The organism is Pandoraea terrae, assembly GCF_902459695.1.
Taxonomy (GTDB): domain Bacteria; phylum Pseudomonadota; class Gammaproteobacteria; order Burkholderiales; family Burkholderiaceae; genus Pandoraea; species Pandoraea terrae.
In genome coordinates this window covers 54,950-80,728 of sequence record NZ_CABPRZ010000027.1, presented here as the reverse complement: position 1 = coordinate 80,728, position 25,779 = coordinate 54,950, and the positions used below count along the sequence as shown (strand labels likewise).

At 65.7% G+C, this 25,779-nt stretch carries 14 protein-coding genes and 1 pseudogene; 5 read left to right on the top strand and 10 right to left on the bottom strand.

Annotated elements, in window-relative coordinates; translation table 11 throughout:
* From PTE30175_RS23390 to PTE30175_RS23365, 7 genes and pseudogenes are all read right to left on the bottom strand, one after another.
* Positions 1–6,297: two-partner secretion domain-containing protein (locus PTE30175_RS23390; RefSeq protein WP_224788941.1), on the bottom strand; the 6,297-nt coding region annotated here is incomplete at its 3' end.
* A 93-nt stretch (positions 6,298–6,390) separates the two neighbouring features.
* Positions 6,391–6,504: pseudogene (locus PTE30175_RS29290) on the bottom strand (ESPR-type extended signal peptide-containing protein); the annotation flags it as partial.
* A gap of 116 nt (positions 6,505–6,620) precedes the next feature.
* On the bottom strand, positions 6,621–8,342 hold the full coding sequence (locus tag PTE30175_RS23385) for a ShlB/FhaC/HecB family hemolysin secretion/activation protein (protein WP_224788938.1): 1,722 nt from the start codon (positions 8,340–8,342) through the stop codon (positions 6,621–6,623).
* Positions 8,343–8,696: 354 nt separating this feature from the next.
* Entirely contained in the window at positions 8,697–10,298 is a 1,602-nt protein-coding gene (locus tag PTE30175_RS23380) for a FadD3 family acyl-CoA ligase (RefSeq protein ID WP_150699471.1), read from the bottom strand.
* Between the two features lie 8 nt (positions 10,299–10,306).
* The gene (locus tag PTE30175_RS23375; protein ID WP_150699470.1) at positions 10,307–11,350 is read right to left on the bottom strand and encodes a ferredoxin--NADP reductase; all 1,044 of its coding nucleotides are present in this window, start codon (positions 11,348–11,350) and stop codon (positions 10,307–10,309) included.
* Between the two features lie 16 nt (positions 11,351–11,366).
* Entirely contained in the window at positions 11,367–13,130 is a 1,764-nt protein-coding gene (locus tag PTE30175_RS23370; RefSeq protein WP_150699469.1) for an FAD-binding protein, read from the bottom strand.
* Positions 13,131–13,156: 26 nt separating this feature from the next.
* Positions 13,157–14,353, bottom strand: coding sequence for an acyl-CoA dehydrogenase family protein (locus PTE30175_RS23365; protein ID WP_150699468.1), 1,197 nt, complete (start codon positions 14,351–14,353; stop codon positions 13,157–13,159).
* A gap of 220 nt (positions 14,354–14,573) precedes the next feature.
* Between PTE30175_RS23365 and PTE30175_RS23360 the strand changes: the two genes are divergently transcribed.
* The 3 genes from PTE30175_RS23360 (at position 14,574) to PTE30175_RS23350 (ending at position 17,329) form a co-directional block, all read left to right on the top strand.
* Complete coding sequence (locus tag PTE30175_RS23360; RefSeq protein WP_150699467.1) at positions 14,574–15,401, top strand: alpha/beta fold hydrolase; 828 nt, start codon at positions 14,574–14,576, stop codon at positions 15,399–15,401.
* A gap of 4 nt (positions 15,402–15,405) precedes the next feature.
* Positions 15,406–16,197 carry a fumarylacetoacetate hydrolase family protein gene (locus PTE30175_RS23355; protein WP_150699466.1) on the top strand — a complete coding sequence of 264 codons (792 nt, stop codon included), beginning with the start codon at positions 15,406–15,408 and terminating at the stop codon, positions 16,195–16,197.
* Positions 16,198–17,047: 850 nt separating this feature from the next.
* Positions 17,048–17,329 (top strand): hypothetical protein, encoded by a 282-nt coding sequence (locus tag PTE30175_RS23350; RefSeq protein ID WP_150699465.1) that lies wholly within the window; start codon positions 17,048–17,050, stop codon positions 17,327–17,329.
* Positions 17,330–17,868: 539 nt separating this feature from the next.
* Here the strand turns inward: PTE30175_RS23350 and PTE30175_RS23345 are convergent.
* Both PTE30175_RS23345 and PTE30175_RS23340 read right to left on the bottom strand, forming a co-directional pair.
* On the bottom strand, positions 17,869–18,840 hold the full coding sequence (locus PTE30175_RS23345; protein ID WP_150699464.1) for a bifunctional OB-fold nucleic acid binding domain-containing protein/MaoC family dehydratase: 972 nt from the start codon (positions 18,838–18,840) through the stop codon (positions 17,869–17,871).
* 2 nt (positions 18,841–18,842) lie between these two features.
* A complete protein-coding gene (locus PTE30175_RS23340; protein WP_150699463.1) occupies positions 18,843–20,057 on the bottom strand; it encodes a thiolase family protein in 1,215 nt (404 codons plus the stop codon).
* A gap of 256 nt (positions 20,058–20,313) precedes the next feature.
* On the opposite strand from PTE30175_RS23340, the gene PTE30175_RS23335 reads away from it, so the two are divergent.
* Together PTE30175_RS23335 and PTE30175_RS23330 are read left to right on the top strand one after the other, a co-directional pair.
* The gene (locus PTE30175_RS23335) at positions 20,314–21,345 is read left to right on the top strand and encodes a WD40/YVTN/BNR-like repeat-containing protein (RefSeq protein WP_150699462.1); all 1,032 of its coding nucleotides are present in this window, start codon (positions 20,314–20,316) and stop codon (positions 21,343–21,345) included.
* Positions 21,342–23,750 carry an efflux RND transporter permease subunit gene (locus PTE30175_RS23330; protein WP_150699461.1) on the top strand — a complete coding sequence of 803 codons (2,409 nt, stop codon included), beginning with the start codon at positions 21,342–21,344 and terminating at the stop codon, positions 23,748–23,750. Before PTE30175_RS23335 ends, PTE30175_RS23330 begins: the two co-directional genes overlap by 4 nt.
* A gap of 404 nt (positions 23,751–24,154) precedes the next feature.
* Here the strand turns inward: PTE30175_RS23330 and PTE30175_RS23320 are convergent, their stop codons facing one another.
* Entirely contained in the window at positions 24,155–25,762 is a 1,608-nt protein-coding gene (locus PTE30175_RS23320) for a DUF1302 domain-containing protein (protein ID WP_150699460.1), read from the bottom strand.
* Positions 25,763–25,779: the final 17 nt, after the last annotated feature.

The window sequence follows — 25,779 nt, the reverse complement described above, 5'->3', positions numbered from 1 at the left end:
CGCGCCGCCGTTGCCGAACACCCCGGAGGTCGTCTCGCGGCGGTACTCCGACGAGGCGTGCCGGTTCTGCGCGCCCGTGATCTCGAGGTTGCGTCCCGCTTTGACCGTAACGTCGCCCTCGCCCACCACGTTCGCGCCGGTCACAAGCACGTCGCGCGCCGCGCCGACTTCGGCGGCGTTGCCCGAGACCGTGCTGCCCTGCGCGAGCACGTCATGCGCGTCGCGCCGCATCTCTTTGGTGCTGCGCGACAGCACGCCCGAGCGCGTATCGTGGCTCCACTGCGCCGTGTCGTGACGCTCCTCGACGCCTTCGACACGCACGTCGCCCGAGGCGATCAGGCGCACCGTGCCTGACCCCGCGTTGTTGCCGGCGGGGTTGCCGGCATCGTTGCCGGCAGCGTGGCCCGTCGCGTGGTTGCGCACGGCCGAGCCAGCCGCGGCAGCCGTCACAGTGCCAGCACCGTCGCGGCGCTGCGCATCGGCCGCGCCTGCCTGCCGGCCGGCGTTGACGTACGAGCCCTGCACCTTGAGCTCGCCGTGTCGTGTCGGAGTCTCGCCATCCACGTAGGCGGTCACGCCCAGCGTGTCGAGCACCTGCGCGACGGCCTGCCCCTGGCCCGCGCCGAAGGTAATATCTCCGCCCGCCTGCACCTCGCTGCCGCGCACCGTTTCGTGATACGCGTCGGTGGTGTGTTTGAGCGTGCCGCCGAACGACTTGCCCTCGAAGCGGTGCGTGTCCTTCACCGCGCCGACCGTGACGTCGCGCGCCGCCGCGACGGTGGTGTCGCCCTCCGACGCGATCGTCGAGCCCAGCAGCGCCGCATCGCGGCCCGCCACCACCGTCACGCTGCCCTGCGCGTCGATCGACGTGCCCCGATGCTCGCGGCGCTCGGTCCAGCCGGTGGCACCACCTACGTCCTTGCCACGGCTGCCGAACGTGTGCTCCAGCGCCGTGGCGCCGATCGCCGCATCCCGGCCCGCCGCCATTTGCGCGTCGCCGCCGGCGCTCACCCGCGCGCCCTCGAGCTTCGCGTCGCGCTGCGCCACGACGCGCAACGCTTCGTCCGCGTGGATCGCCCCTGGCCCGTCGACGAGCGTGTTCGACACGGCATTGGTCTGCCCTGCACGCCCGGATGCCTGCCCGATGCGGCGCGTCTTTGAGCCGACCACCACGTCCCGCCCCGCGCGGATGTCCACGCCTCCGCCCGCGATCTCGCCGCCGAGGTTCACCACGTCCCGCTCGGCGCGCACCACCACGTTGCCCCGGGTGTCTTGCCCGCCCGCTGAACTCGCGGAACCCACCGAGCCCACGGGAGCCAAGGAGCCCAACGATCCTAACGAGCCCACGGACGCGATCGCGCCCGTGTTCACCACATCACGCGCGGCGACGTGCACCTCCGCATCGCCCACGATCCGGCCGCTGTTGCTCAGTGTGTCCTGCGCCTCGATCAGCACGTCGCGGCCGTTTATCATCGCGCCCCCCGTCACCGCGCCGCTCGCCTCGAGCCGCACCCGGGTTCCGTGCGCGAGATAGAGCCTGGGCACCAGCACCCCCTGCGTGCTGCCATCGGCCAGCGTCACCGTCTGCCGGACCAGCCAGACGATGTCGCTGGTGAGCGCCTGCATCTGCGCTGCGGTCAGTGCCACGCCCACGCGCAACTGGAACTCGCGCGCATACCTTGCGCCCGAGGCCATCAGCGCCTTGAACTCTTCATCCGCTTGCGTATGTTCTGCGAGGAAGGTGCGGCCCGTTGCCGTCAGTACCTGCTCGCGCAGCAGGCGGGCCTCATAGAAGCCGTCGCCGATGCGCTTGTCCACCCGCGCCGGGTCCAGCCCGAGCAACGCCAGCAGGTAATCGCTCGACACGAAGTTGCCGTAGTCGGTGAACCGCGGATCGGTCACCACCAGATAGGGGTGCGCGGGCGCGGCGACGATTGCGAACAGGCCGATGCTCGGCAGCTTCAGGTCCGGCAGCGCCGGCGCCGGCACGGCGACCGCATCCACCTCACCGGACGCATCGGTGCTGCCGGTGCTGTCGGAGATGACGCGCGTGCCGGCCACGGTCTCGCCGTCCGGGTTGACGGTGGTCACATCCACGTCGCGCCCGGCGATACTCACGCGCTGGTTCGACGACACGATCGCCGGCAAGGCATCGACGACCTCGCGGCGCTGCGCCACCGAGAAGTCATGCGGGCGCACCTCACGGGCACTGTTGCCGCGCTTCTCGTGCCAGTAGACCCAGCTGGTCTGCGTCTGGTTCACGCGCCGCTCGAGCTCGATGCCCCTGGCCGTGATCGCACCGCCGTTGCCCCGTACATTCAGGTTGCCGCCCGCGGCGATGGTCGAGGCGTCATTGAGTGCCTCGCCGCCATCGACATTGATGCGCATGGCCCGTTGCGACGCAATGCTCGCCGCCGCGGCCGCGCCGATCAGGCGGTCGACCGTGGCGCTCTCGCGGAACTCGCGCCGCACCTCGTTGTAGTCGCGCCCGTCGCGCATGCCCGGCCGATAGCGCAGGATGCGCACGCCCTCGTCCGCCGCGCCCGTGAGGTGGCCGCCGGCCTCGTCGACCACGCCCGGGCGCAGGTGCGTCCCGGGATCGAAATCCGGATAGAACTCGATGACGTAGTTGCCCTGGCCGTCGTCCGTCAGTCGCTCGAAATGCTGAACCGCGTTGTGCGTAATGGTGCGCTTCTGGAATTCCGCTGCGCCGGCGGGTCGCAAGTCAGCGCGGGTCTGATACACCTCTTCGATCGGATGCGCGAGGCGGAAGGTCTTGCCGTTGGCGTCGAGCGCGCGCACGCCCGACTTCGGGATCACCACCCGCACCGGGGCGGCGACTGCCTGCAGCTTCTCCTCGGACAACGCCGCCTTGGCCTCGTGCCAGGTCCATTGGGTGAATGACTGATTCCTGGGGTTCGGCTTGGTGACCTTCACGCGCCGGGGTGGCTCACCGCTCTCGCCCTGGACTTCGATCTCCTGCAGGATGAACGCCGGCTCGCCGTTGACCGCCAGGCTATGGCTGCGGTGCGTGGTCGGCAGGTTGGTGTTCAGGTCCTGCGCGTCGCCCGGCCGGATGTCGACGTGGTACCCCGCCACCCAGACGCGGCGGCTGTACGTCCTGGTGCCTTGCGGCACCGCCTTCTCGATATGGATGAAGCTGCGCTCGTTGACCAGCTTGCGGGTGGCGATATCCAGATCGCCGCCAGCCTCGAGGGTGGCCGAGCGGTTGGTGAGGCTCGCCGTCTGGCGCGCCAGGTACCCTTGCGCGTCGCGCTCGGCGCCCGCGCCAATGCGCAATGTCCCGAGGCTATACAGCACCGCGCCGTCGTCGTTGAGCACGTCGCCGCTGGCCCACAGGTCGAGCGCCGAGGTGGCCGCCATCACCGCGCGGCTGCCCTGGTTGACGATGTCGGTGGCGGCAACAGTGATGCGGTCGCCCAGCACCGTGGCCGCGTTGTGCACGCGCCGCGCGCTCAGGCTCACCGCCTGGCCGTCGATGCGCCCGTCGTTGCGGATCTCGTCGGTGGCGGCAAGCGTGGTCGTGCCGCCGCGCAGCGCGCCACCGCTCGTGTTGTGAATCGAGGCCGCATTGAGCGCCAGGCGCTTGACCGCCGACAAACTGCCGGCGTTGGTGAAGACGCCACCGGCGGTGAAGCTCAGGTCGCCGTCGGCGCGGTAGTCGCGCCCGGCCGCGTGGGTGTAGTCGCCCGTGACCGCGACAAGCAGGTCGCCGCCCGCGCGCATCGCCCCCTCCCCTGCGAGCGCCCCGACCTGCAGGGCCAGGCTGCCGTTGAAGGCGAGCTTGCCGGCGTGCGTGAGCGTTGCGGCATGAATCCATGCATCGCGCTTGCCCTGGATCTGGCCCCGGTTATGCAGCAGCAGTTGCGACGTGTTGGCGAAGGGGGCGTAACCCGCCAAGGAGCGGGAGAGAAAGTCGGTGGCTGCCGTGGCGCGGTCGCCGGCCGTGCTGACCGTGCCGAGCCACAGGTGGTGGCCCGCGAACAGCGTGCCGCCGTTGGCGAGGCGCCGGGCGATCGCCAACACCAGGTCGCCACCGGACTGGATGCGCGCCGAGGTGTCGTTTTCAAGCATGTCGGCCGCGATCTGCACCGCGCCATTGCTGCCGATGAAGCCCGCAGCGTCGTTCTTCACGGTGTCCTTGGGCGCAGCGTCGCCAGCGTCCGGGCTGGAAGCCGGCGTCTCGGCCCCCGCTGCCGCGTTCGTTGCGGCATTCGCCTCGGCATCGGTCACGGCATTCTTCACAAAGTCCGCGACCACGCGCGTGAGCCCAGTGCCGGCATTGACGATGCGGCCATCGGTGTTGTCCACCGATTGCGCCGCCAGCGCCATCGTTCCCTGCGCCCCTGTACTCTCGATACTACCCGCGCGGTTGTCGAGCGCACCGCCCGCCGTGATCTGGACGCCACCCTGTGCCGACACCTTGCCGCCGCGATTGTCGATCCCATGCCCTGCGGTGAGATGTACCCCGGCGCCTGCCGTCAATTCGCCGTCATCGTTGGCGAACGTGCCTTGGGATGCGACGCGCAACATGCCGCCGGCCGTCACCCGCCCCTGCGTATTGACGAAGTCATGCGCCGCGATATCGACTGCGCCGTTGCCCGCCAGCAGCCCGCCGATGTTCGTCATCACGCCGCTCGTGAGATCGAACCGCCCGGCGCCGGCATGCGTGATCGTGCCGCGCGTGTTGTCGAGGCTGCCCGCGGCAAGCGTAAGCGTCGCGGCGTTGCTCTCGAGCTTGCCGCCGGTGTTGTCAAACGCGCCGGCGAGATTGAAGCGCGCATCGCCGCTGCCGTGCTGGGCCAGCCGCCCGCCCCGGTTCGACAGCGACGCCGCGGCGATCTCAAGATGTGCGGCCACGGTTTCTGCGCCGTCGTGATCGATGTGGCCGTTCAGGTGACCATCGACGCTTCCATCGACGCGGCCCGCAAGACGTCCGCTTGCGTCGAGCCGCGCGCGCCCGCTCGCGCGCGTCCTGGAGCCCGCCATGATCAAGGGGCCATGCATCGCCGCATAATGCAGGTTGCGCCCCGCGTCGGTCTGGCTGCCCGCGACGTCGAGCGAGGCGCCCAGCAGTGCAACGTCGCCTGCCGCCCAATGCCGGCCGGTGGCGACGAGCGCCCCCTCGGCCGAAAGCCGCAGGTTGCCGGCCTCTCCCGACGTGCCCGGTTGGCCCGACTGACCGGGTTGAGCCGGTTGACCGTTCACATCGACACCCGCCGCAAACCAGCCGCGCGAGGCGATGCGCTGCGCCGACAGCGACACATGCCGGCCTGCGGCCCACGCACCGCTGTGCGTGAGCACGCCGCCAATGCGCGTCGTCACGTCGCGCGCGGCGTACAGCGTCCCTGCATTGTCCACCTCGCCGCCGCTCGCGATCTCGATGTCGCGCTCTGAGGAGATCGTGCCGGTGTTGCTGATGCCGCCGGCGGCATTGACCGACAATGCTTCCGTCGCGTGCACCCGGCCCGTCACCGTCAGCAGGCCCGATGCCGACAGGTGAAACTCCTGCGCCGCGACCTGTCCGCCCACGTTGACGCCCACGCCCAGCTCCGTGCCGATCAGTTGAATCTTGCCCGCGTACATGCCGCCCAGATGCGAGATGTCGAGCCCGAAGACCGGCTTGCTGTCGGCGCCGGCCAGGCTCGAGCGCACCAGGAACGTCTGCGCGTCCACCTCGTTCAGGCCCGTGACCAGATCGATCCGCTTGGCGTGGATCGCGGCGTTCAGCTGGATCGCGCGCGCCAGCAATGCGACCTTATCCAGATTGCCGGCATTGATACCGGCGCCCTCGATGCGCAGCATGCCGTCCCTGACGCGAAACGCCTCGAGCGAGCCGGTGCCGCCAAACACCGGCTCGCCGGTGGTGAGCACCCCACGCGAAGTATTGATGAAGCCGCAACCGTTGCAGGTCAGGCCGTTCGGGTTGGCGACGATCACCTCGGCGCGCGGGCCGGCCACTTCGAGATAGCCGTTCAGCGTCGATGGCAAGGCGCTCGTGACCTCGTTGACGATCACCGCGGCGCTGCCGCCGCCCAGATTCGAATTGCCTGGCACCCTGCCGCCAAGCTGCGTCTCCACGCTGGTCGGCGCGTTGTTCAGGATCGCGCCGGGCGTGCCGATATCGAACCGTTCGTAGGCGTTGTGCGATACGCCACCGGGCGTCGGCGCGGTGATGTCCACCAGCGGCACGCCGTTGGGCGCGGCGTGCACCCCCGGTGCCGAGCCCCCCGCGCCCGCATCCGGCACGATCTGGCCAATGGCCATGTGCGGCATGAACAGCATCGCCGACGTCGCACACAGTGCCGTTGCGCGCCTTGATGCCCCTGGACCATTGGGGCGTTGGCCGTTGGCGCCTCGGCCGCTGGCACGCCGGCCACTACGACTCCAGCCCGGCGTTCGACCGGACGAGGCAAATTCCCCCACCGCCAGCCACTGGCTGCGAACACGATTGAAAACCAAACGATAACAACGGGTGTTCATGCCGATCTCACATCAACATGTGTCGCGCCACACGAAGGCAACGACACAGGAAAGGGAACGGCCGCTGGGGGATACGGCTCAGAAGTTTCGTACTTGCGCCGCACGCAGCGCAAAGCTCAATACCGATACGACACGGCAAACCCTGCGCAGACCTTGCCGGTCGGAAAACCTGCGGGCTTATGAAGCGGTGTACCGACAAAGACGTCGTATCGGAATCCGCCAAGCCGCCCGCCCTGATAGCCACGCAAACCGATCACCGCGCCTGCCAGACGCGTGCCCGGCAAATGGCGGGCGCTGAATCCATGGACTTGCCCATAGTCGACACCCACATAGACGGCGTGCGACGTTGCGCCGACAGGCGCTTGCAGTTCGTTGCGCAAGAAGAAGCCGCGCTCGGCACTCAACATGGTCTCGCCGTCGAATCCGCGTACGGTGAAGCGGCTGCCGATCGTCAGTTGGTCCGTCGCCCATAACGCACTGGCCGTGGTCTGCCCATGAAACACAGCGCTATAGCGAAGTGGTACGCCACCCACGCGAAATGGCACGCTCATCTGCGCATCCAGCAAAGCCATCCGATACCGGTAGGTCTGGCGCAGCGCCTCACCCGTAAACCGGTTACGCAGTTCCGGCTGCGCGCCGAACCACGGCACGCCCTGCCGCCAGCCCAGATAAATGTCGAACTGCGCCGCGCCCACGTAGCGCCGATGTGCGACGCCCAACTGGTAAAACGTATTGTTGCGATACTGCTGCTGGATCTCGAAGTCTTCAATATGGCTTCGGCCAAAGCGGCGGCTCAACCGCGCTTCCAGCGACGTCTTGCCGTTCCGGTCGCGGTGCACCACCCGCTCCACCTTGACTTCGGCCAGTTGGCTGCGCCCGCTCGACAGAAACGTCTGGTTCGCGCCGGCGACCCTCTGGAAGTATCTGCGCGTGGTCCCGAATACCGACACGGTGTTGTAGCCCCATGGCACCGAATAGGACGCACTGAGTCCCTTCGTGCCGAAGCGATCGTCGCCGGGCGACAGGTCGTGCTGCACGGACACGTCCAGCAGATCGCTCAGCCCCAATGGGCTGTCGACGCCGACAGCCAGTTGGCCCTGCAACCGGCCGGTATCGCGCGCACCGGCGTTGTCGACCGACGCCATCACGCGCCACGGGCGGTGCCGCACGACGTCGATCACGATGTCGCTCTCCCCCGGTGTCCGGCCTGGCGCGAGGCGCACGCCAGCATCCTGACTCGGCACCCGCTTCAGTTGCTCGACCCCTTGCTCCAACCCCGCAAGCACAAGCCAATCGCCCTCACGCAGCGGCATTGCGTTTCGCCACGTGCCCCACGACGGTGGATCCGAGAAACGGATTTCACCGACCCTGCCGGGCAGGATTTCCAGCGTCAGTTCGCCGCTGCGCAGATCCTGCGTAGGCACCAGCACGCGCGGCGTGACCAGACCATGCTCCACCAACACGCGCGAGGCGTGCGCCGTGATGCGGCCGATGCCGTCCTGTCCAACGCACTGGCCAACATAGGGCTGAAGCGCCGACGGCAGAAAGCCGACGCCGGACTCCGGCCGCAACGTGATCCGATGAACGACAAAGCACGGCGTCTCGGTTGGCAACACGGTATCAACGCCTTCCGCTGCATCGGAAACGGCAACGCTCCCCGGCAACGACGCCCCATCCAGACGCACATCCGGCGCATCCGCCTGCCGCGTGCGCTCGTCCGCGTCGCGCCGCTGACGATCCCGTTGTTCGTCGTCAATCCCCTGACGTGCTGCGTCCCGAAGCGCCGACGGCATCGCCGGTTGTGCGTATGCCGAGGTCCCCTGCGCTACGAGCGCCATACCGGCCATCACGGCCGACGTGCATCTCGCCCCAGACAAGCTTGCTGTGACTCTGAAAATGCCATCCCCCTTTTGACGAACGTGTCAGACCTGCAATCGGGGGGCGGCGCAAGCCATGACAAGGGGCCGGATTGTGGCAGAGCCGATTCGCCGTGTCTGTCGGTTTTCGCCCGAAGCCGAAATTTTCGGAATCGTCTCAAGAGCGAGCCCACTGGAAGAAAACTGTCGAGAAGATCGGACAAATCCCAGATTCCGCAGCGAACGCGGAGCGCGCAGAAAGCGCGGAGGAACGTACGAAGGAATACGAAAGTACAGACGCGGCGGCGCGTCAACCGCGCCGCCGGAGGGACAGGATTACGCCGCGGCGGCCAGGCGGCCGGCAGCCAACTGCGCGAGATCGCGCTTGAGCACCTTGTTCGACGCGTTCAACGGAAACTCGTCGAACGCGAGGATATGGCGGGGCACCTTGTAGTTCGCCATGCGCTCGCGCGACCAGGCGATCATGCCAGCCTCGTCGAGCGTCGCGCCGTGACGCAGAATCACGCAGGCACACCCCACTTCGCCCATGCGCTCATCCGGCACGCCGGTCACCGCCACCTGCGCGATATCCGGATGTTCCGCCAGCACACGTTCGATCTCCGCCGGATAGCAGTTGAAGCCGCCAACGATGAACATGTCCTTGAGACGGTCCGTAATGCGCAGATAGCCGCGCGCATCCAGCACGCCGACGTCGCCGGTATGCAACCAGCCGTCGGCATCGATCGTCTCGCGCGTGGCCTTCTCGTCTTCGAAATAGCCCTTCATGACATGAAATCCGCGCAGTACAACCTCGCCCGCTTCGCCCACCTGCACCGGGCGATTCTCTGCGTCCACGCACCGCACTTCCGTGCCCGGCAGCGCACGGCCGCAGGTCATCGCCACGGTTTCGGCACTGTCCGACGGATCGCACAACGTCGCGCAACCGCCGCACTCCGTCAGCCCGTACGCCGTCGTCACAACGCTGAAGCCGAGCTCATTGCGCATGCGCTCGATCAGCACGGGCGGCACGGTCGCCGCACCTGTGACCGTCGCCCTCAGCGAACTGATGTCGAATGTCGCCAAGTCCGGATGCGCGAGCATCGAAAGAAACAACGTGGGCGGCCCCGGCAAGAAGGTAATGCGCTCCGCCTCGATGCGCGACAGCACCGACGACGCATCGAACACCAGGTGCGGATAGACCGTCGCACCCCGCAGGAACGCCGCGATCCACCCCGCCTTGTAGCCAAACGCATGAAAGAACGGATTGATGATCAGGTACCGGTCGCCTTCGTTCAGCCCGATCACCTTCGCCCATTCGCTGAACGCCAGGATCGTTGCACGATGCCCGGCCATCACGCCCTTCGGACGGCCCGTGGTGCCCGACGTGAACATCACGTCCGCGACACTGTCGCCATCGAGCGCCGCTTCGCGCTCGGCCACCCGCGCGGCCGGAATACGCTCGGCCTGCCCCAGGAAATCCTCCCACGACATGTCGCCATGCGACGGCGACGCCTCACGCAGCACCACCACATGTTCCAGCGTAGCCGGCCGAAAGCCTTCCAGCAGATCCGGGTAATAGCGATCCAGGAAGTTGCCGATGCAGAACAGCACACGCGCGCGGCTGCGGCCTACGATGTCGGCCACTTCCTCGCCACGCATCCGCGTATTGACAGGCACCAGCACCGCGCCCGCCGCGTGAATGCCGCACGCCGCCAGAATCCATTCGTGGACGTTCGGCGCCCAGATCGCCACGCGGTCGCCTGCCTGCACGCCCAACGCCAGGAGACTGCGCGCCACGCGCTCCGTCTGATATGACAACTCGGCATAGGTCAGATGGACATCGCCATCGACCACGGCCAGTCGCGCCGCATGTTCCACGGCCGCCCGACGAATGACCTGTGGCAGCGTCTGGGGCGGCTCGTTGCGGATCTCGCTCATCAATTACATCACTCCGGAAATTTGATACGCACTTGCGCAGACATCGGTACCGCCTGGCACCCCAAGGTCCAGCCGCGCGCAATATCGTTGTTATCGAGGACGTCGTTGTGGCGCAGATGCACCTCGCCGTCCGTCACCTGACACATGCACGACGCGCACATGCCGGCCTCGCACGACGCCGGCGGATTCAGGCCCGCACGTCGCATGGCGGCCAGCAAGGTCTCGTCGCCACTGCAGGCAATCGTTGTCACGCTGCCGTCCAGCGTCACTTCAATGGACGCCTCGGCCACGGCCGCCGGCGTCGTGTCGGCCGGCAATTCCGCCAGCGTCTCTTCGTCGGGCAGCGACATGAAGCGCTCCACATGTACGCGCTCCGGCGCCATGTCAACCGCTTCGAGCGCAGCGACGGCACCGTCCATGAACGCTGCGGGGCCACAGATGAAAGCCTGCGCGTCGCGCCACGGACGCGCCAGTGCCGCAAGCTGCGCCACGGTCGGCACACCCTGCACGGAATCAAGCCAATGAATCACCGTCAGACGGCCGGGATGCTCGGCCGCCAACGCACGCAGCGTGTCGCGAAAGATCACCGATCGCTCGTCGCGGTTCGCGTAGATGAGGCAGACGCGTCCTGCCGCGTTCGCCAGCACTGAGCGCAGGATCGAAAACACCGGCGTCACGCCGCTGCCCCCCGCGAACAGCAGGAAATCCCCCTCGAGCGAGCGCGGCGTGAAGACGCCGGCCGGCGCCATGACTTCGAGCGTGTCGCCCGGGCGCACGCGGTCGCAGACCCAGTTGGACCCGCGTCCGCCGTTGACGCGCTTGATCGTGACGCGCGGCGCGGCATCCAGCGACGGCGCGCTCGACATTGAATAACAACGCGGGACGTGGCGGCCTTCGACCGGCAGCCGCAACGTCAGGAATTGCCCGGGGCGATAGTGAAACGTATCGGCCAGGTCTTGCGGTACATCGAAAACCAACGATTTCGCGTCGGCGGTTTCTTCGACCACATCACGCACGCGCAGTACGTGGTAGCGGGCGTTGCCGGTAGTCATAGTCCCATCCCGAAAATCATGCCTGTGCCTCATCAAGTTGCGGCGCGCGCTGCGCTTCGAGCAAATCGGTGCGCTGCAGCGCGATCGGCTTGCCTGACAGATGCGCGATGGCGCGGTATGCGAATGTCATCGCCGGCCCCAGCGTCGAGCCGGCCCCCGGATACGCCGGGCCCATCACCGATGCCGAGTTGTTGCCGACGCAGTACAGCCCCTCGATCGGCTTGCCGGCGTCGTCGAGCACGCGCGCATCGCGGTCCGTCAACAAGCCGCCTTTGGTGCCGATTTCGCCCGGATAAATACGAATTGCATAGAACGGACCCTGATCGATCGGGGCGAGATTGGGATTCGGCGTCACGCTTGCGTCGCCGTAGTACCGGTCGAACACATTGCCGCCGCGATCGAAGTCGAGATCCTTTCCGGTGCGTGCGAACTCCGTCATCCGCTTCGCGCTGGCGACGAGGCCGTCCGGATCGACACCAATCTGCGCCGCGAGTTGTTCCAGGGTGTCGGCCTTCCAGTACACCTCGCCCAACCAGCTCTTGCGCAGCCGGTGGTCCGGGATGGCGCCCCCGGGCGGCATCGCGCCGATCGGGTAGTTCTGGCGGAATCGCGCGTCGAACACGATCCACGCCGGCACTGCGGCTTCGCCGCGCGCGTGGCTCGCGTACATCGCCTGCTGGAATTCCGGATATGGACAGGATTCGTCGACAAACCGCTTGCCCGCGGCATTGACCGCCATGCAACCCGGCAGCGAACGTTCCACGAGGATCGCACGGTACTTGTCTTCGCGCGGCACGGACATGGTCGGGCCGCCCCACACATGCGACATCAGGTGCAACTGGCCGCCGGCATCAGCGCCCGCGCGAATGGCGTCGCCCGTATTGCAGCCAACGGGCGTCGCGGTCCATTCAACATCGGTCGGCTTCGGCAGATACGCTTCGCGCATCGCCTGATTGCGTTCAAAACCGCCGGCGCCGAGCAACACGGCACGGCGCGCACGCACCTTCACGGCTTTGCCTTGGTGTTCCACAACGACGCCCGTGACGCGATTTCCGTCGCGCTCCAGGGATTGCAGCGGGCTATTCACCCAGATATCGACGTTGCGGCGCTTGCGCAGCGCCGTCAACAGCCCGCCGACAAGTGCCTGGCCGCCCGTGAGACGCCGGTCGCGCTTCGTCTTGAAGCGCCACGGATAATCGAGCAGATACTTCAGCATGATGCGCGTGAGCAGCCATTTCGCGCCCTTCTCGCGCGCCAGCACGACGTGCGCGTCGAACGCATTGATGGTCATGCGCCCCATGATCAGCTGACCGGGATTGGTCTCACGCAGCAGCTTCAATCCATCCACACCGAGCTTCGCCGCGTTGTAGTCGGCCGGATCCATCGAACGGCCGCCGGGCATCGAGCCTTCGATGTGCGGGTAGTAATCCGCGTATTTCGCCATCGAGCGATACGGAATGCCGATCGTCTTCAGATAGCGCGCCATTTCCCGCGCGGTCTCGACATAGGCGAGCACACGGTCGTCGCTCGACAGGCCCTTGGCGCACGCCTTCACGTAGCGGAACGCCGCGTCAACACTGTCGCGCAGGCCGTTGCTGGCCATATCGTGGTTGTCCGGAATCCAGATGCCGCCGCCCGACGTCGCGGACGTGCCGCCGAGTACTTCGGTCTTCTCCACGATCAACACCGACATGCCGGCATCAAGCGCCACCACGGCGCCCAACAGTGCGCCTGCGCCCGAGCCGACCACGACCAGATCGTATTCCTGTGCTTGCTCCACGTGTGTCCCCTTGTTGTCTTGAGCGATCAGATGAACGGATCGAGGTTCGGCAGGCCGAGCGCGACTGCGCCGTGAGCCCGCACGTACGCGTCAGTGTTGTTGGCGATATGGCCGCGCGACTGATGGATGTCACGGAAGATCCGCTCGACCGCATTGCCGCGATACATGCCGGAGCCAGCGCTCGCGCGCAGCAGTTCGTTGGCGCGCTCGGCACACAGTTTCGGGACGAGCGCGGCCTGGGCGCGTTGCAGCAGACGTTCTTCGACAGGCATGCGCTCGCCGGTCTTCGCGCAATCGACCACACGGGCATAGTTGCGCAGCAGCACGAGCGTGAGCTGATCGACGGCCATCATGGCTTCGGTCACCGCGACCTGGGCGTTCGGATCTTCGGCCGTCTTCGCGCCGTGCTTGCCGACGTGCGCGGCGGCGCGCGTACGGAAGCTGTCGATCGCGCCTTGCAGCGCGCCGATGCACGCCGTCGACACGGCACGCTGGAACACCTGCGTGAACGGAATGCGGTACAGCCAGCCGGTGTTCTCTACGCGGCCCGGGCAACCTTCGTCCGAATGATCGTTGGTGCGCTGCGTCCGGTGTTCCGGCACGAAAACGCCGTCGACCACAATGTCGTGGCTGCCCGTGGCGCGCAGCCCGAGCACATCCCAGTTCTTCACGATCGTGAAATCCGCCTTCGGCAGCAGGAACGTGGCGTGCTCGAGCCCGCCCGAACCGTCGCGCTTGGGCAGCAGACCGCCGAGGAAAATCCATTCCGCATGTTCGCAGCCGCTCGAAAAGCTCCAGCGGCCCGTGAAACGGTAGCCGCCATCGACCGGTTCCGCCTTGCCCGTCGGCATATAGGTCGAAGCGATCAGCGTGCCTGCATCCTTGCCCCAGACATCCTGCTGCGCCTGATCGGGGAACAACGGCAGTTGCCAGTTGTGAACGGCGATGACGCCGTAGATCCAGGCCGTGGACATACAGCCTTCGGCCAACGCCATCTGCACGCGGTAGAACACGCGCGGGTCCATCTCGAAGCCGCCCCAGCGGCGCGGCTGCAGCACGCGGAACAGGCCGGCCTCGGCCAGATCGCGGACCGTCTCCACAGGCACCTTGCCGGCGGTCTCGGCGGCCTGGGCGCGTTCGGCCAGTACCGGGATCAGGGCGCGGGCGCGGTTGATGACGTCCAGCGCTTCCGGACTCAGGTAGTCGTCGTGGTGCGTGCTCATGTGTGCTCCTCCATTGCGTCTCAATGCGTCTCGTGCGTTTTGTTCGGGACGGACGGCCAGCGGCGCCTGTAACGAATACGACGCGCGGACGATCCTGTTGTCGGAGCACATCGTCCCATCGCCAACGGCCCGCATCATCGTCTGTTCAGACGATGATGCGGGGGGGCGAGCGGGGCAATCATATGGAAAATCCCGCCAATCCCCTCTCACGAGACACCCTATGACGACCCCTCACGCGATTCCCGAAGGCCGCTACGCCGATATCGGCGGCGGCCGTCAGATCCACTATCACGAACAGGGCACCGGCCAGCCGGTCATCTTCCTGCACGGCGCCGGCAGTGGCGCGAGCGGCTACAGCAACTTTAAGGGTAATTACCCGGTTTTCGCGAAGGCGGGCTTTCGCGCGATCGTCCCGGATCTGCTCGGCTTCGGCCTGTCGAGCAAAACGGACGTCGAACAGTACGATCTCGACTTCTTCGTCAGCGGCATCAAGGGCCTGGTCGACGCGCTCGAACTGCGCAACATCGTCCTGCTCGGCAATTCGCTCGGGGGCGCGATCGCGCTCGGCTATGCGCTGAAGTATCCCGACGAAGTGGACAAGCTGATCCTCATGGCCCCGGGCGGCGTCGAGGATCTCGACACGTACCTGGCCATGCCCGGCATCGCGAACATGTTTGCCGTCTACAAATCCGGGATGACGGGCGCCGAAGCCATGCGCGCCGTCATGATCAAGCAGTTGTACGACCCGGCACTGCTCACGGACGACATCATTGCCGAACGTGCGCCGATCGCCGCCCTGCAAACGCAGGCAGCGCGCTCGATTCTCATCATCCCGAACATGACCGAGCGACTGCACGAACTGCGCTGCAAGGTCTTCGGCTTCTGGGGCGTGAACGATCTGTTCAACCCGGTCGGCGGCGCGATGAAGCTCGTCGACAACTGCCCGAACGCGCGTATCGTGTTGCTCAATCAGTGCGGGCATTGGGTGCAGGTCGAGCATCGCGAACTGTTCAACCGGTCGTGCATCGACTTCCTGCAGAACGGCTGACATCATGGACCACGCCCTGATCAAAGCGCTTGGCGACGACCTGTTCGACGCCCTGAGCACGCGCACCACGCGTACGCCGCTGACCCAGCGCCATCCCGGCATCACGATCGACGACGCGTATCACATTTCGCTGCGCATGCTGCGCCGGCGCGAGGCAGCCGGCGAGAAGGTCGTCGGCAAGAAAATCGGCGTGACCTCGCGTGCGGTGCAGGAAATGCTCGACGTCCATCAACCGGATTTCGGGTTTCTGACGGACGTCATGCAGTACCCCGACGACGCGCGCGTCAGCCTGTCCCGTGCCGGCCTCATCCAGCCACGCGCGGAAGCGGAAATCGCGTTCATGCTGAAGGACGATCTGCAAGGCCCCGGCGTGACGCGCGAGGACGTGATGAAGGCAACGGCGTGGGTCGCGCCGTGCTTCGAGATCGTTGATTCGCGCATCGACGACTGGAAGATCCGTATTCAGGACACCGTGGCCGACAACGCGTCGTGCGGCGTATTCGTGGTGGGTGGACAGCGCACCGATCCGTACACGCTGAACCTGTCGACCGTCGAGATGACAATGACCAGGAATGGCGCACCTTCGGGATCGGGCCTGGGCGCGGCGGTTCAGGGGCATCCTGCCGAAGCGGTGGCGTGGCTGGCCAATACGCTCGGTGCGTTCGGCATTCCGTTCAAGCGTGGCGAACTGATCCTGTCGGGCGCGCTCGCACCGCTCGTGCCGGCCGCAGCCGGTGACCGCTTCGAGATGCGCATCAGCGGCATGGGGACTTGCGCGGTCGAGTTCGTCGATTGACGTCTGTCATCGCCAGATAGCGAAACGCCATCGGTCACTCCGGCGGGGCTTTTTTCGCTTTACGGCTATTGACGCTTTTGCCGGCCGCAGCCTCGTCTCTTGCCTATTGAGGCTCGCGCCGGCCTCGACCGCTTCTCTTGCCTACTGATGCTCGCGCCGGCCGCAGCATTGGCCCGCTTTCCGCTCCCGACAGAACACACGTACGCGGAAAGCGGGCCAACGCTCCGGCGAACCGCTCAAGTCGCGTCGACACACTGCCTCAAGCCACCCAATGCTTGCCCCGGTCTGACGCGACAGCCGTCTCCACCAGCCGCTCCACGCGGCATGCCGATTCCCGGACCCGCTCTCGAGGGACCGGCGTCGGCTCCGATAATCGTCATGCCGTGACACCCCTGCGGTCCACTCAGCCCCCCGGCCTCGGGGCCGTAAACCGAACGAGGATTCCGGCGCGCCACTGTGTATCGTACGACGCGGTTCATCGGCGACGACGTGAAGGCGCCGTGCGGTGCCCGGGGGCGACTAGACGGAAAACCGGCACGTTATCCTAATGATTTTCTCGGACGATTCTGAAAGTCGCGCAAAACGATAGAATTGGCGGCATATCGCCTTGTACATGCCCTGTGCCGCGCGTTGTGCGCGGTCCGTCGTGCGCGGGCTGTCCATGTCTCTTCTTTGGGCGGGCTCAGGCTGGGTGACCGAAAGGTCAACCGTTTTTCCCCGATGGAATTGCACGGTTTCTCACCCCGGCCTGGTGCCCGCCCACCCATTCGTCATCGGAACGCTATCCTTTACGTCACTCCCACGACAGCGCTGAGCGGGCGCAATTCCACTTTGTTGTGTTGGAGGTGTTATGTCTGAAGTTGAGCGTCAACTTTCCCCGGAAGACGAAGCGATTGCCCAGTGCGGTAGGGAGCAGGACGAACGTGCGGTTGAACTGCGCAATGTGACTGGCAAGATCGTCGCGCTGTCGATCGTTGGTGGCCAAGGCGGGATCGATTCGCTGGATGAGGAATTCGTGCATGCGTTGTTTGAGCAACTCGAAGAACTCGCGAGTACTGCGCATGAACTTTCGACGCAAATCTTCGAGCAGCGGAACAACCTCATCGATCGTGCGCAGCCTCTTGCCGCGTAACCCCGCCCACAGCGTCGGGTCTTTGCCCGGGTGCCATGTCATCCGGGCGATTATCGATGCATAACCGCCCAGACCTTCGCGAAAAGGCCGGAACACTCAGAGGGTTTCAACGAACGGGGGGGCGTCGCGCGGTGCCGGCACGTGTACACCCACGTTCGGTTTGCGGCCCCGAGGCCGCGGGGGCTGTGTGGACCGCTGGGGTGTCACGGCATGACGATTATCGGAGTCGACGCCGGTCCCTCGTGAGCGAGTCCGGGAATCGGCATGCCGCGTGGAGCGACTGGTGAAGACGGCTGTCGCGTCAGACTGGGGCAAGCATTGGGGGGCTTGAGGCAGTGTGTCGACGGAACGATGACGGTTCGCCGCAGCGTTGGCCCGCTTTCCGCGTACGTGTGTTCTGTCGGGAGCGGAAAGCGGGCCAATGCTGCGGCCGGCGCGAGCATCAGTAGGCAAGAGGCTTCAACCGACACGAGCATCATAAAAAACACCCCGATGGCGTTTTGCGTTACCGCGTCAGTACGGCAGGGACATCGAACGCATCACATATACAGAATGACGAGATCGTTGACGACCGACGGGCGATCCTGGCCGACCACATGGATGTTGATCTCGAGCGTCATCTGGACGCCGCGCTTGACCGCCTCCACCGCCTTGACGCGATGCCGCGCGTGAATGCGGCAACCGGACGGCACCGGGCTGGCGAAGCGGATTCGGTCCGAGCCGTAGTTCAGCATGTTGTTGAACCCGGTGATCTCGTAGTCGAGCGGCAACTGCAGACGGCTCATCAGCACCTGCACCAGCGCGCCGTGGGCGATCGTCGTGCCGAACGGGCTTTCGGCCTTGGCGCGCACCGGGTCCGTGTGAATCCAGTAGTCGTCGCCCGACAGCGCTGCGAACGCGTCGATGATCGCCTGCGTCACCTGGAATTCGTTCGACCAGCCGGAGAATTCGCTTGAGACCAGCGAGCGCATCGCGTCGAGATCAGTGTACAGAATCTGCCGGCGCGGCGCGGTGGCGGCCGTCGTATCCTGCGCCGGCGCCTCCACAACGGCCGGCGCGTCGCCCTCGATGACATCCGGATGCGCGCCGGCCGCATCGGTAAAGCGCAGCAGCGTCACTGCCCCGGGACGGGTGTCGAACACCGGCCGCACACGCATGCCGATCCTGGCTTCCCCCGGCGCGATGCCGACCAGCGTCGTGTTGATGTGCGGGCCTTCGTCGAATTCGACCACCGCCAGCTGCTGCGGCATCTCGTCGGTGAACTCGGGCAATGTCGGCACACGCGCGACCGTATAGGTGTAGAGCGTGCCCTGACCGCTCACGTCCCGCCACGTCAGCGCCTGCGACGCACATTGCGGGCAGTGCGCGCGCGGAAAGAAGATCCAGTGCCCGCAGTCGTCGCATTGCTGCAGACGGACCCGATGCGCCTTCAAACCGTCCCAGAACGGTTGCGAAATCGGTGTGGGCTGCGGCAGCGGCTTGTTCCAGACGTGGGTTTGGTTCTCGCTCATGCTCAGGCCCCCTTCAAAATCAACGCACCCTGCTCGCTCATCACGCCGCCGGTGCCGGAAACGTATGCCAGATCGTGACGCGGCAGCTGACGCGCCTCGGCACGTCCCTGAATCTGGTGAATCGCCTCGATCACCTGTGTCATGCCGCCCGCACTGCCCGTCTGGCCGAAACTCAACTGGCCGCCGTGCGTGTTCATCGGAAAATCGCCCTTGAACGTCAGGTCATGTTCCTGCAGGAAGCGCATGCCCTGCCCCTTCTCGCAAAAGCCGGCATCCTCCAGCGTGAGCATTGCCGTGATCGTGTAGCAATCGTAGACCTGCGCCATGTGCATGTCGCGCGGCGCGAGCCCTGCCATCGCAAACGCCTTGCGGGAAGCCGGGCCGATCGGCGTGGACAGCATGTCGCGCGCATACGTCGGCGACTTGCTCTGCACATGTTCGCCCGCGCCGACGATCTGCACCGGACGATGCCGGCATTCGCGCGCATGGTCCATGCGGGTCACGATCACCGCCGCCCCGCCGGCGACCGGCATCACGATTTCCAGCATCCGCAGCGGCTCGGCGACCATGCGTGAATTCAGTACGTCATCGACCGTGATCGGCTGGCCGTAGAACATTGCCTGGGGGTTGTGACAGGCATTGAAGCGCTGCGCCACGGCCAGTTTCGCCAGCGCGCTCGCATCGTACCCGTACACAGCGCCATAGCGCTGCGCGATCATCGCGTAGCCCGTGTTCTGCGCCATGTGGCCGTACGGCAGGTCCATCTCGGCTTCCGGCGCGCCGAAACGCGTGCTATGGCCGCCAAAACGCGACGACTTGATCACCTCGGCGACGTGATCGTGATCCTCGCCCATCGGCGCCATGCGCGCGGGAATCACGCACAGGACCGTGTTGCACAGCCCGAGTTCAATGGCCGCCGCCGCCCGCCAAACCATGGCGACGGAACTCGCCCCGCCCAGATCGACGACTTCCGCGTAATTCAGCGGCACCCCCAGATACTCGCCGACCATGGCCGGCACGAACGTTGTCGCTTCGTGAAAATGCGGCCCGACGATGGCCAGGCCGTCGATGTCCGACAGCGCCATGCCGGCGTCGGCCAGCGCCATGCCGGCCAGTTCCGCCACCTGCGCGAGATGGAACATCCGCGGCGCGCTGGCGTACTTCTCCGGCTTGTATTGCGCCGCGCCCACCAGCGCGGCGTTTCCTTGCAATCCCATGATTCGTCTCCCGCTTCTCGTTCGCTGGCTCGAGGGCCGTGATGGTGCATTGTTGTCCCGCACCGGACGGCGGCCATCGTCTGATGGGACGATGCGCCGACACCCCGGATTCCCGTCGCGCGCGGGCTGATTTGGCGCCATCGCACCGCCCGCCGTCTCGATACTCCTTTTGGACGATGTCATTCTGCCCCAGTCGGAAAGAATGCAAAAAAAGACGCGATTCTTCGCGCCCTACTTTTCCTTCTGGAGACGAACCATGCGCATTGCGGTCGGCATCTCCGTGGCAGCCGCCATCGCGGCCGCCGCGGCCTATGCCATTTCCCCCCGCAGCACCCCACCCCTGCAGGACACGCAAGTGCCCGTCGCACGGATGCAGATCAACACCCTCGCGCGCTCCGCCGCCGGCCTCGTCGCCGGCGGCGAGCTGGGCCACCTTCTCATCTCCGCGGACGAAGGCCGCCATTGGCAGGACGCGCACGTGCCCAGCATGCGCCAGGCGTTGATCGAACAGATCGTTTTCGTCGACCCGCAGCACGGCATGGCGGTCGGCCAGGAGGGCTGGATCCTGCGCACCGGCGACGGCGGCCGCAATTGGGAGGAATTGGCCTTCGACAAGGAAAACGGCGCGCCGTTGATGAGCATTGCCCGCCTCGCGCCCGGCCGCTGGCTGACCGTCGGGGCATTCGGCCGCGCACTGCGCTCGGACGACGACGGCAAAACCTGGCAGCCGGTACAGATCAAGGGCGTGGAAGACCGCCATCTGAACCGCATCGTCGGCGCGCCCGACGGACGCCACTGGATCATCGTCGGTGAACGCGGCCTGATCCTGCTGTCCGACGACGGCGGCGAATCCTGGAACACGGTGCCCGCCTTCTACAAGGGGTCGTTCTATGGCGCCGTGTCGCAAGGCGGCGCCAACTGGCTGGTCTACGGCATGCGCGGCAATGTCTACCAAAGTACGGACGGCGGCCGCCCGTGGGACAAGGTCGAGATGTCGGCGCCGGTCTCGCTGTTCGGCGACGCGCGCGCGGCCAACGGCGACCTCCTGCTGGTCGGCCAGGGCGGCACGGTCCTGCGCAGCCAGGACGGCGGCAAGCATTTCACGATTGTCCGGCGCGGCGTACGCATCGCACTCATCGACCTGATCCCCGACGGGGGCGGCTGGCTCGTGGCCGGCGACGGCGGCTTGCGCCGCTACGCTGCCGACATGTCCGATGCCCCATCGCCGGGCACAACCGCCGCCACGACCGTCAAGACCGCACAAACGCGCACCGGAGCCACGCAATGACCGTTCCAACCCCCTCCACCCGCCATGCCGGCCCGAGCCGCCTGATGCGGGTCATCGACGGCGCCGCACGCCGGCTGATTGCCTGGCGTACGCCGATCGCGATGATCTTCATTGCATTCACGCTGGCGCTTGGCGTGTCAGCCATGCGCACGCGGCTCGACCCCGGCTTCAACAAACTGATCCCGCTCAAGCACGAATACATGCAGGCGTTCCTGGAACACTCGACCGAGTTCTCCGGCGCCAACCGGATTCTCGTCAACGTGCACTGGAAGGGCCAGGGCGACATCTACAACGCCGAGTTCATGAAGGCCTTGCGTGGCGTCACCGACGAGGTCTTCTTCACGCCGGGCGTCAACCGTGCCCAGGTGTATTCGCTGTTCACGCCCAACGTCAAATACGTCGAAGTCACCGAAGACGGCTTCGTCGGCGAAGTCGTCATCCCGTCGCGTTTTCAAGCCGACGCCGCGGGCTTGGCCGAAGTGCGTTCGAACGTCGCCAAGTCCGGCCAGATCGGCAGTCTGGTGTCGAACGACCTCAAGTCCGCGATGATTCGCGCCGATCTGCTCGACACCGACCCACAAACCGGCAAGCCGCTCGACTACGCAGCGGTGTCGAAAAAACTCGAGCAGATCCGTGCCAGGTTTGCCGGCGCCGACGTCGACATCAATATCGTCGGCTTCTCGAAGATCATCGGCGACGTGATGGAAGGCCTGAGCACGGTGATCACGTTCTTCGCCATCGCCTTCGTGATCACCGCCCTCTTGCTGTGGTACTACGCGCGCTCGCTCAAGCTGACCGTGGTGGCGCTGGTGGTGGCGCTGCTGCCCGTGGTATGGCTGCTCGGCATCCTGCCGATCATCGGCTACGGCATTGACCCCATGTCGATCCTTGTGCCGTTCCTGATCTTCTCGATCGGCGTGTCGCACGCCGTGCAGATGACCAACGCCTGGAAGCAGGACGTCCATGCCGGCCTGCTGTCGCCCACCGCTGCCGAGAATGCGTTCCGCAAGCTCGCCATTCCCGGCACGCTCGCCTTGTTGACCAACGCGCTCGGCTTCATGGTGATCATGATGATCGACATCCCGATCGTGCACGAGCTCGGCCTGACCGCCTGCCTGGGCGTGATGCTGATGATCATCACGAACAAGATGATGCTGCCGATCATTCTGTCGCACCTGACGCTGACCCCTGGCCCCAATGCCGTGCGCATGAAAAGCGACGGCCGACCCGGCGGGAAATGGTGGGCCGTGTCGGCGCTCGCACAGCCGCGCCCTGCACTGCTCACCCTGGCAGTCTCGCTGGGCCTGCTGGCCATCGGCACCCTGTATTCGCGCCATCTGCAGATCGGCGACATTGGTACGGGCGCACCCGAATTGCGGGCCGACTCGCGCTATAACCGCGACAACGACGCCGTGGTGCGCAATTACTCGATCGGCATGGATGTGTTGTCCGTCTATCTGGAAACCAAGGACCCGGAAGACGCGTGCCTGAACTGGTCGGTGCTCAATGCGGTGGAACGCTTCGATCTGTATATGCGCGGCGTGGACGGCGTGCAGTCGGTCAGCACCATGGCAGGACTCGCCAAGTTGGCTACCGCAAGCAGCAACGAAGGCAATCCGCATTGGGCCGGCCTGCAGCGCAGCAGTTCGGCACTGCGCACCGGCGCGCGCCTGGCCAATCCCGAGCTGGGCCTCAATACCGAGGGCTGCACGACCGTCAACATGGTCGTGTTCGTGAGGGACCATCAGGGTGCCACGCTCAAGCACGTGGTGGCCGAGGCCAAGAAATTCATCGATAACGACAAGACCCCGGGTGTACGCATTCGTCTGGCCGGCGGCAATGCGGGCGTGGCCGCCGCCACCAACGAAGCTGTCGAACATGCCGAAGTCGAGATGCTGGCCGCCCTGTTCGGCGCGATCGTCCTCTCCTGTTGCCTGACGTTCCGCTCCTGGCGCGCCGTGCTTTGCATCATCCTGCCGCTGGCGGTGGTCTCGGTGTTGTGCAATGCGCTGATGGCCATCCTCGGCATCGGCCTGAAAGTCGCCACCCTGCCGGTGGTCGCACTGGGTGTCGGCGTTGGCGTCGACTACGGCATCTATCTCTACGAGCGCCTGCAGCACGAGATCGAAGACAACGGCGCGACCCTGCGCCAGGGATTCTACGAAGCGTTGCGTCAGCGCGGCACGGCGGCCGTTTTCACGGCGGTGACCATGTCGATCGGCGTAGGCACCTGGGCCTTCTCCGCCTTGAAATTCCAGGCCGACATGGGCGTGTTGCTGGCCTTCATGTTCCTCGTCAATGTCCTCGGAGCGATCTTCCTGCTCCCCGCCTTGGCCTGCTGGCTCGATGTCGGCACGGCCCGCCAGTCGATACGCACCAGTGAGCTGGCCGCCGAACGGGTCTGAGCCTCCCGTCGGCAGCACTTTCCGGCGCCGCGCCTTTGGGGGGAGCGGCGCCGTTTTTTTTCATCGCAGGCACGCGTGCGGCCGCGTCATCAATCTGTGCTCGCTCAACGGTGTCAACCCGCACCTGTACACCCACGACGCTCGCTATGTCACCGGCAACACGCTATTCGTCGACGGCGGCGGCCATGCCAACGGCGTCCAGTGGGCGCCTGCCGTGCCCGATTGAACTGCCATGCAAGCATCATCCCTGTGGCGATCGCCGCCCGCATCGACGCCGCGGCCCAGGCGACGAAATAAAAAACGCCGTCCGGTGAGGGACGGCGCGTCATGCACAACAACATTTCACAAACGCAGACTGCGATCGTGCCCCCGGCGCATCGTTGCGCTGCGCCGGGGACGTCCGATCAGAACTTGTACTTCGCGACAATCGAGACCTGGTCACGGTCGGTCAACTGACGCGTGTAGGGCAACTTGATCGACGGACTGCCCAGATAGCCCAGGTAATTCAGCGCGATCTGCAGATTGTTGCGGAACGTGAAATTCAACCCCAGGCTATAGCGCTTGTCACCCTTTCCCCCGCCCACGCCGCCCGTGATCGATGCACCGGCGAGCTGTTGCGAATAGCTGATCGGCACCGTCAGATCCCAATCCGTGAAGATACCGGGATAGCTGAAGCTTGCCGTGGCCGACGCCGCTACCGAATCGCGCGCCATGCTCAACGAGTCGCTGGACGGGAAGAACGCCGCCGCCGCGCCCAGCGATTCCACGCCCGGTGCCTTGATCGACGTGACATTGCTTACGTGCACGTACGACACTTCACCGATCAGCGTCAGCGAGTCGGCCAACGGCGTGCGGCCCATGTTGACCAATGCGTTCAGGTTCGCCTGCAGGATATTGGCGCGCGTGGGTGTCGGCACCGTAGCCTTGGTTGCCGGGCTGACGATCGTGTCGACGAATACCGGCGCACCGATCTTCTGCGTGATTTCGCCGGCAAGCGTCGTCTTGCTGCCGACGAGCGTGCTGAAGGTCGCGCCGATCAAGTGAACGTTATCGAAATACTTGATGTTGTACGCTCCGCCCGGCACGAACGAATTGATCACCGGCAAAGGCGTACGGTCCTTGTAGTTCAGGTAATACAAACCCACTTCCGTTTCATCGGACACGCGATAACGCGTACCTGTGCCCCACTGACCGAAGTTGCTTGGCGCGATATCGCTGCCGCGCCGCCCGAACGTACACACCCCGTTGATCACTGGCTGCAAACACTGCGCCCCGGGTCCTGTCGCATCCGAGCCGCTCAGGAACGAGCCCACCGCCGGCGCCAGCGTCGGATGCCAGTCGAACTGCAACTGGCCGAGCAGGGTCCAGCGCGAATTCATCTGCACTGAAGTCGAGACCTGACCTTCCGGCAACAACTGATCCTTGGTCTCGGTACCCGGAATGCCGGTCTTCGTGCCATCGGCCGGGCCTTGTGCCAGGCCCATGCTTGGGAAGTACAGCGCTTCGCCCCAATTCACCACATGCTGGCCTGCGCGCACCGTCGCGCGAGTGGAACCGACATCGAACGTGCTATACGCGTAAGCGTCAAGCAAACGCGTATAACCGCCCTGATAAAAGCGTGCCGAACGCGTGAACTGATCGACCGGCCCGACCGTATTGATCGGGCCCGTATTGTCGTTGCTGCGATGATAAACATCGTCATAGAACGAACTGCCCGAGAACACGAAGCCGGTCTGGCCCTTGTAGATCTTGCTTTCGAACAATCCGGCGAGCCGGTTGGTCGTGAGCGAGCCGCGCCGGAAATTGTTATCCCCGTCGTTCGCCCCACCGTTGGCGGCACCTGACAGAATCGCGTCGGGATTCTTGACCCGCATCCCGGCGGTGTAGGTGGTTGTCAACGCCCAGTCCAGCATCACGCCGTTGTCGAACTCGATGGTGTCGCCTGCATATGCCGGCGCCGTGCTCACCAACGCCATTGCTGCGGCCGCCAGGGCGGTTTGTTGAATGCGCATTACGCTGTCTCCCCGAT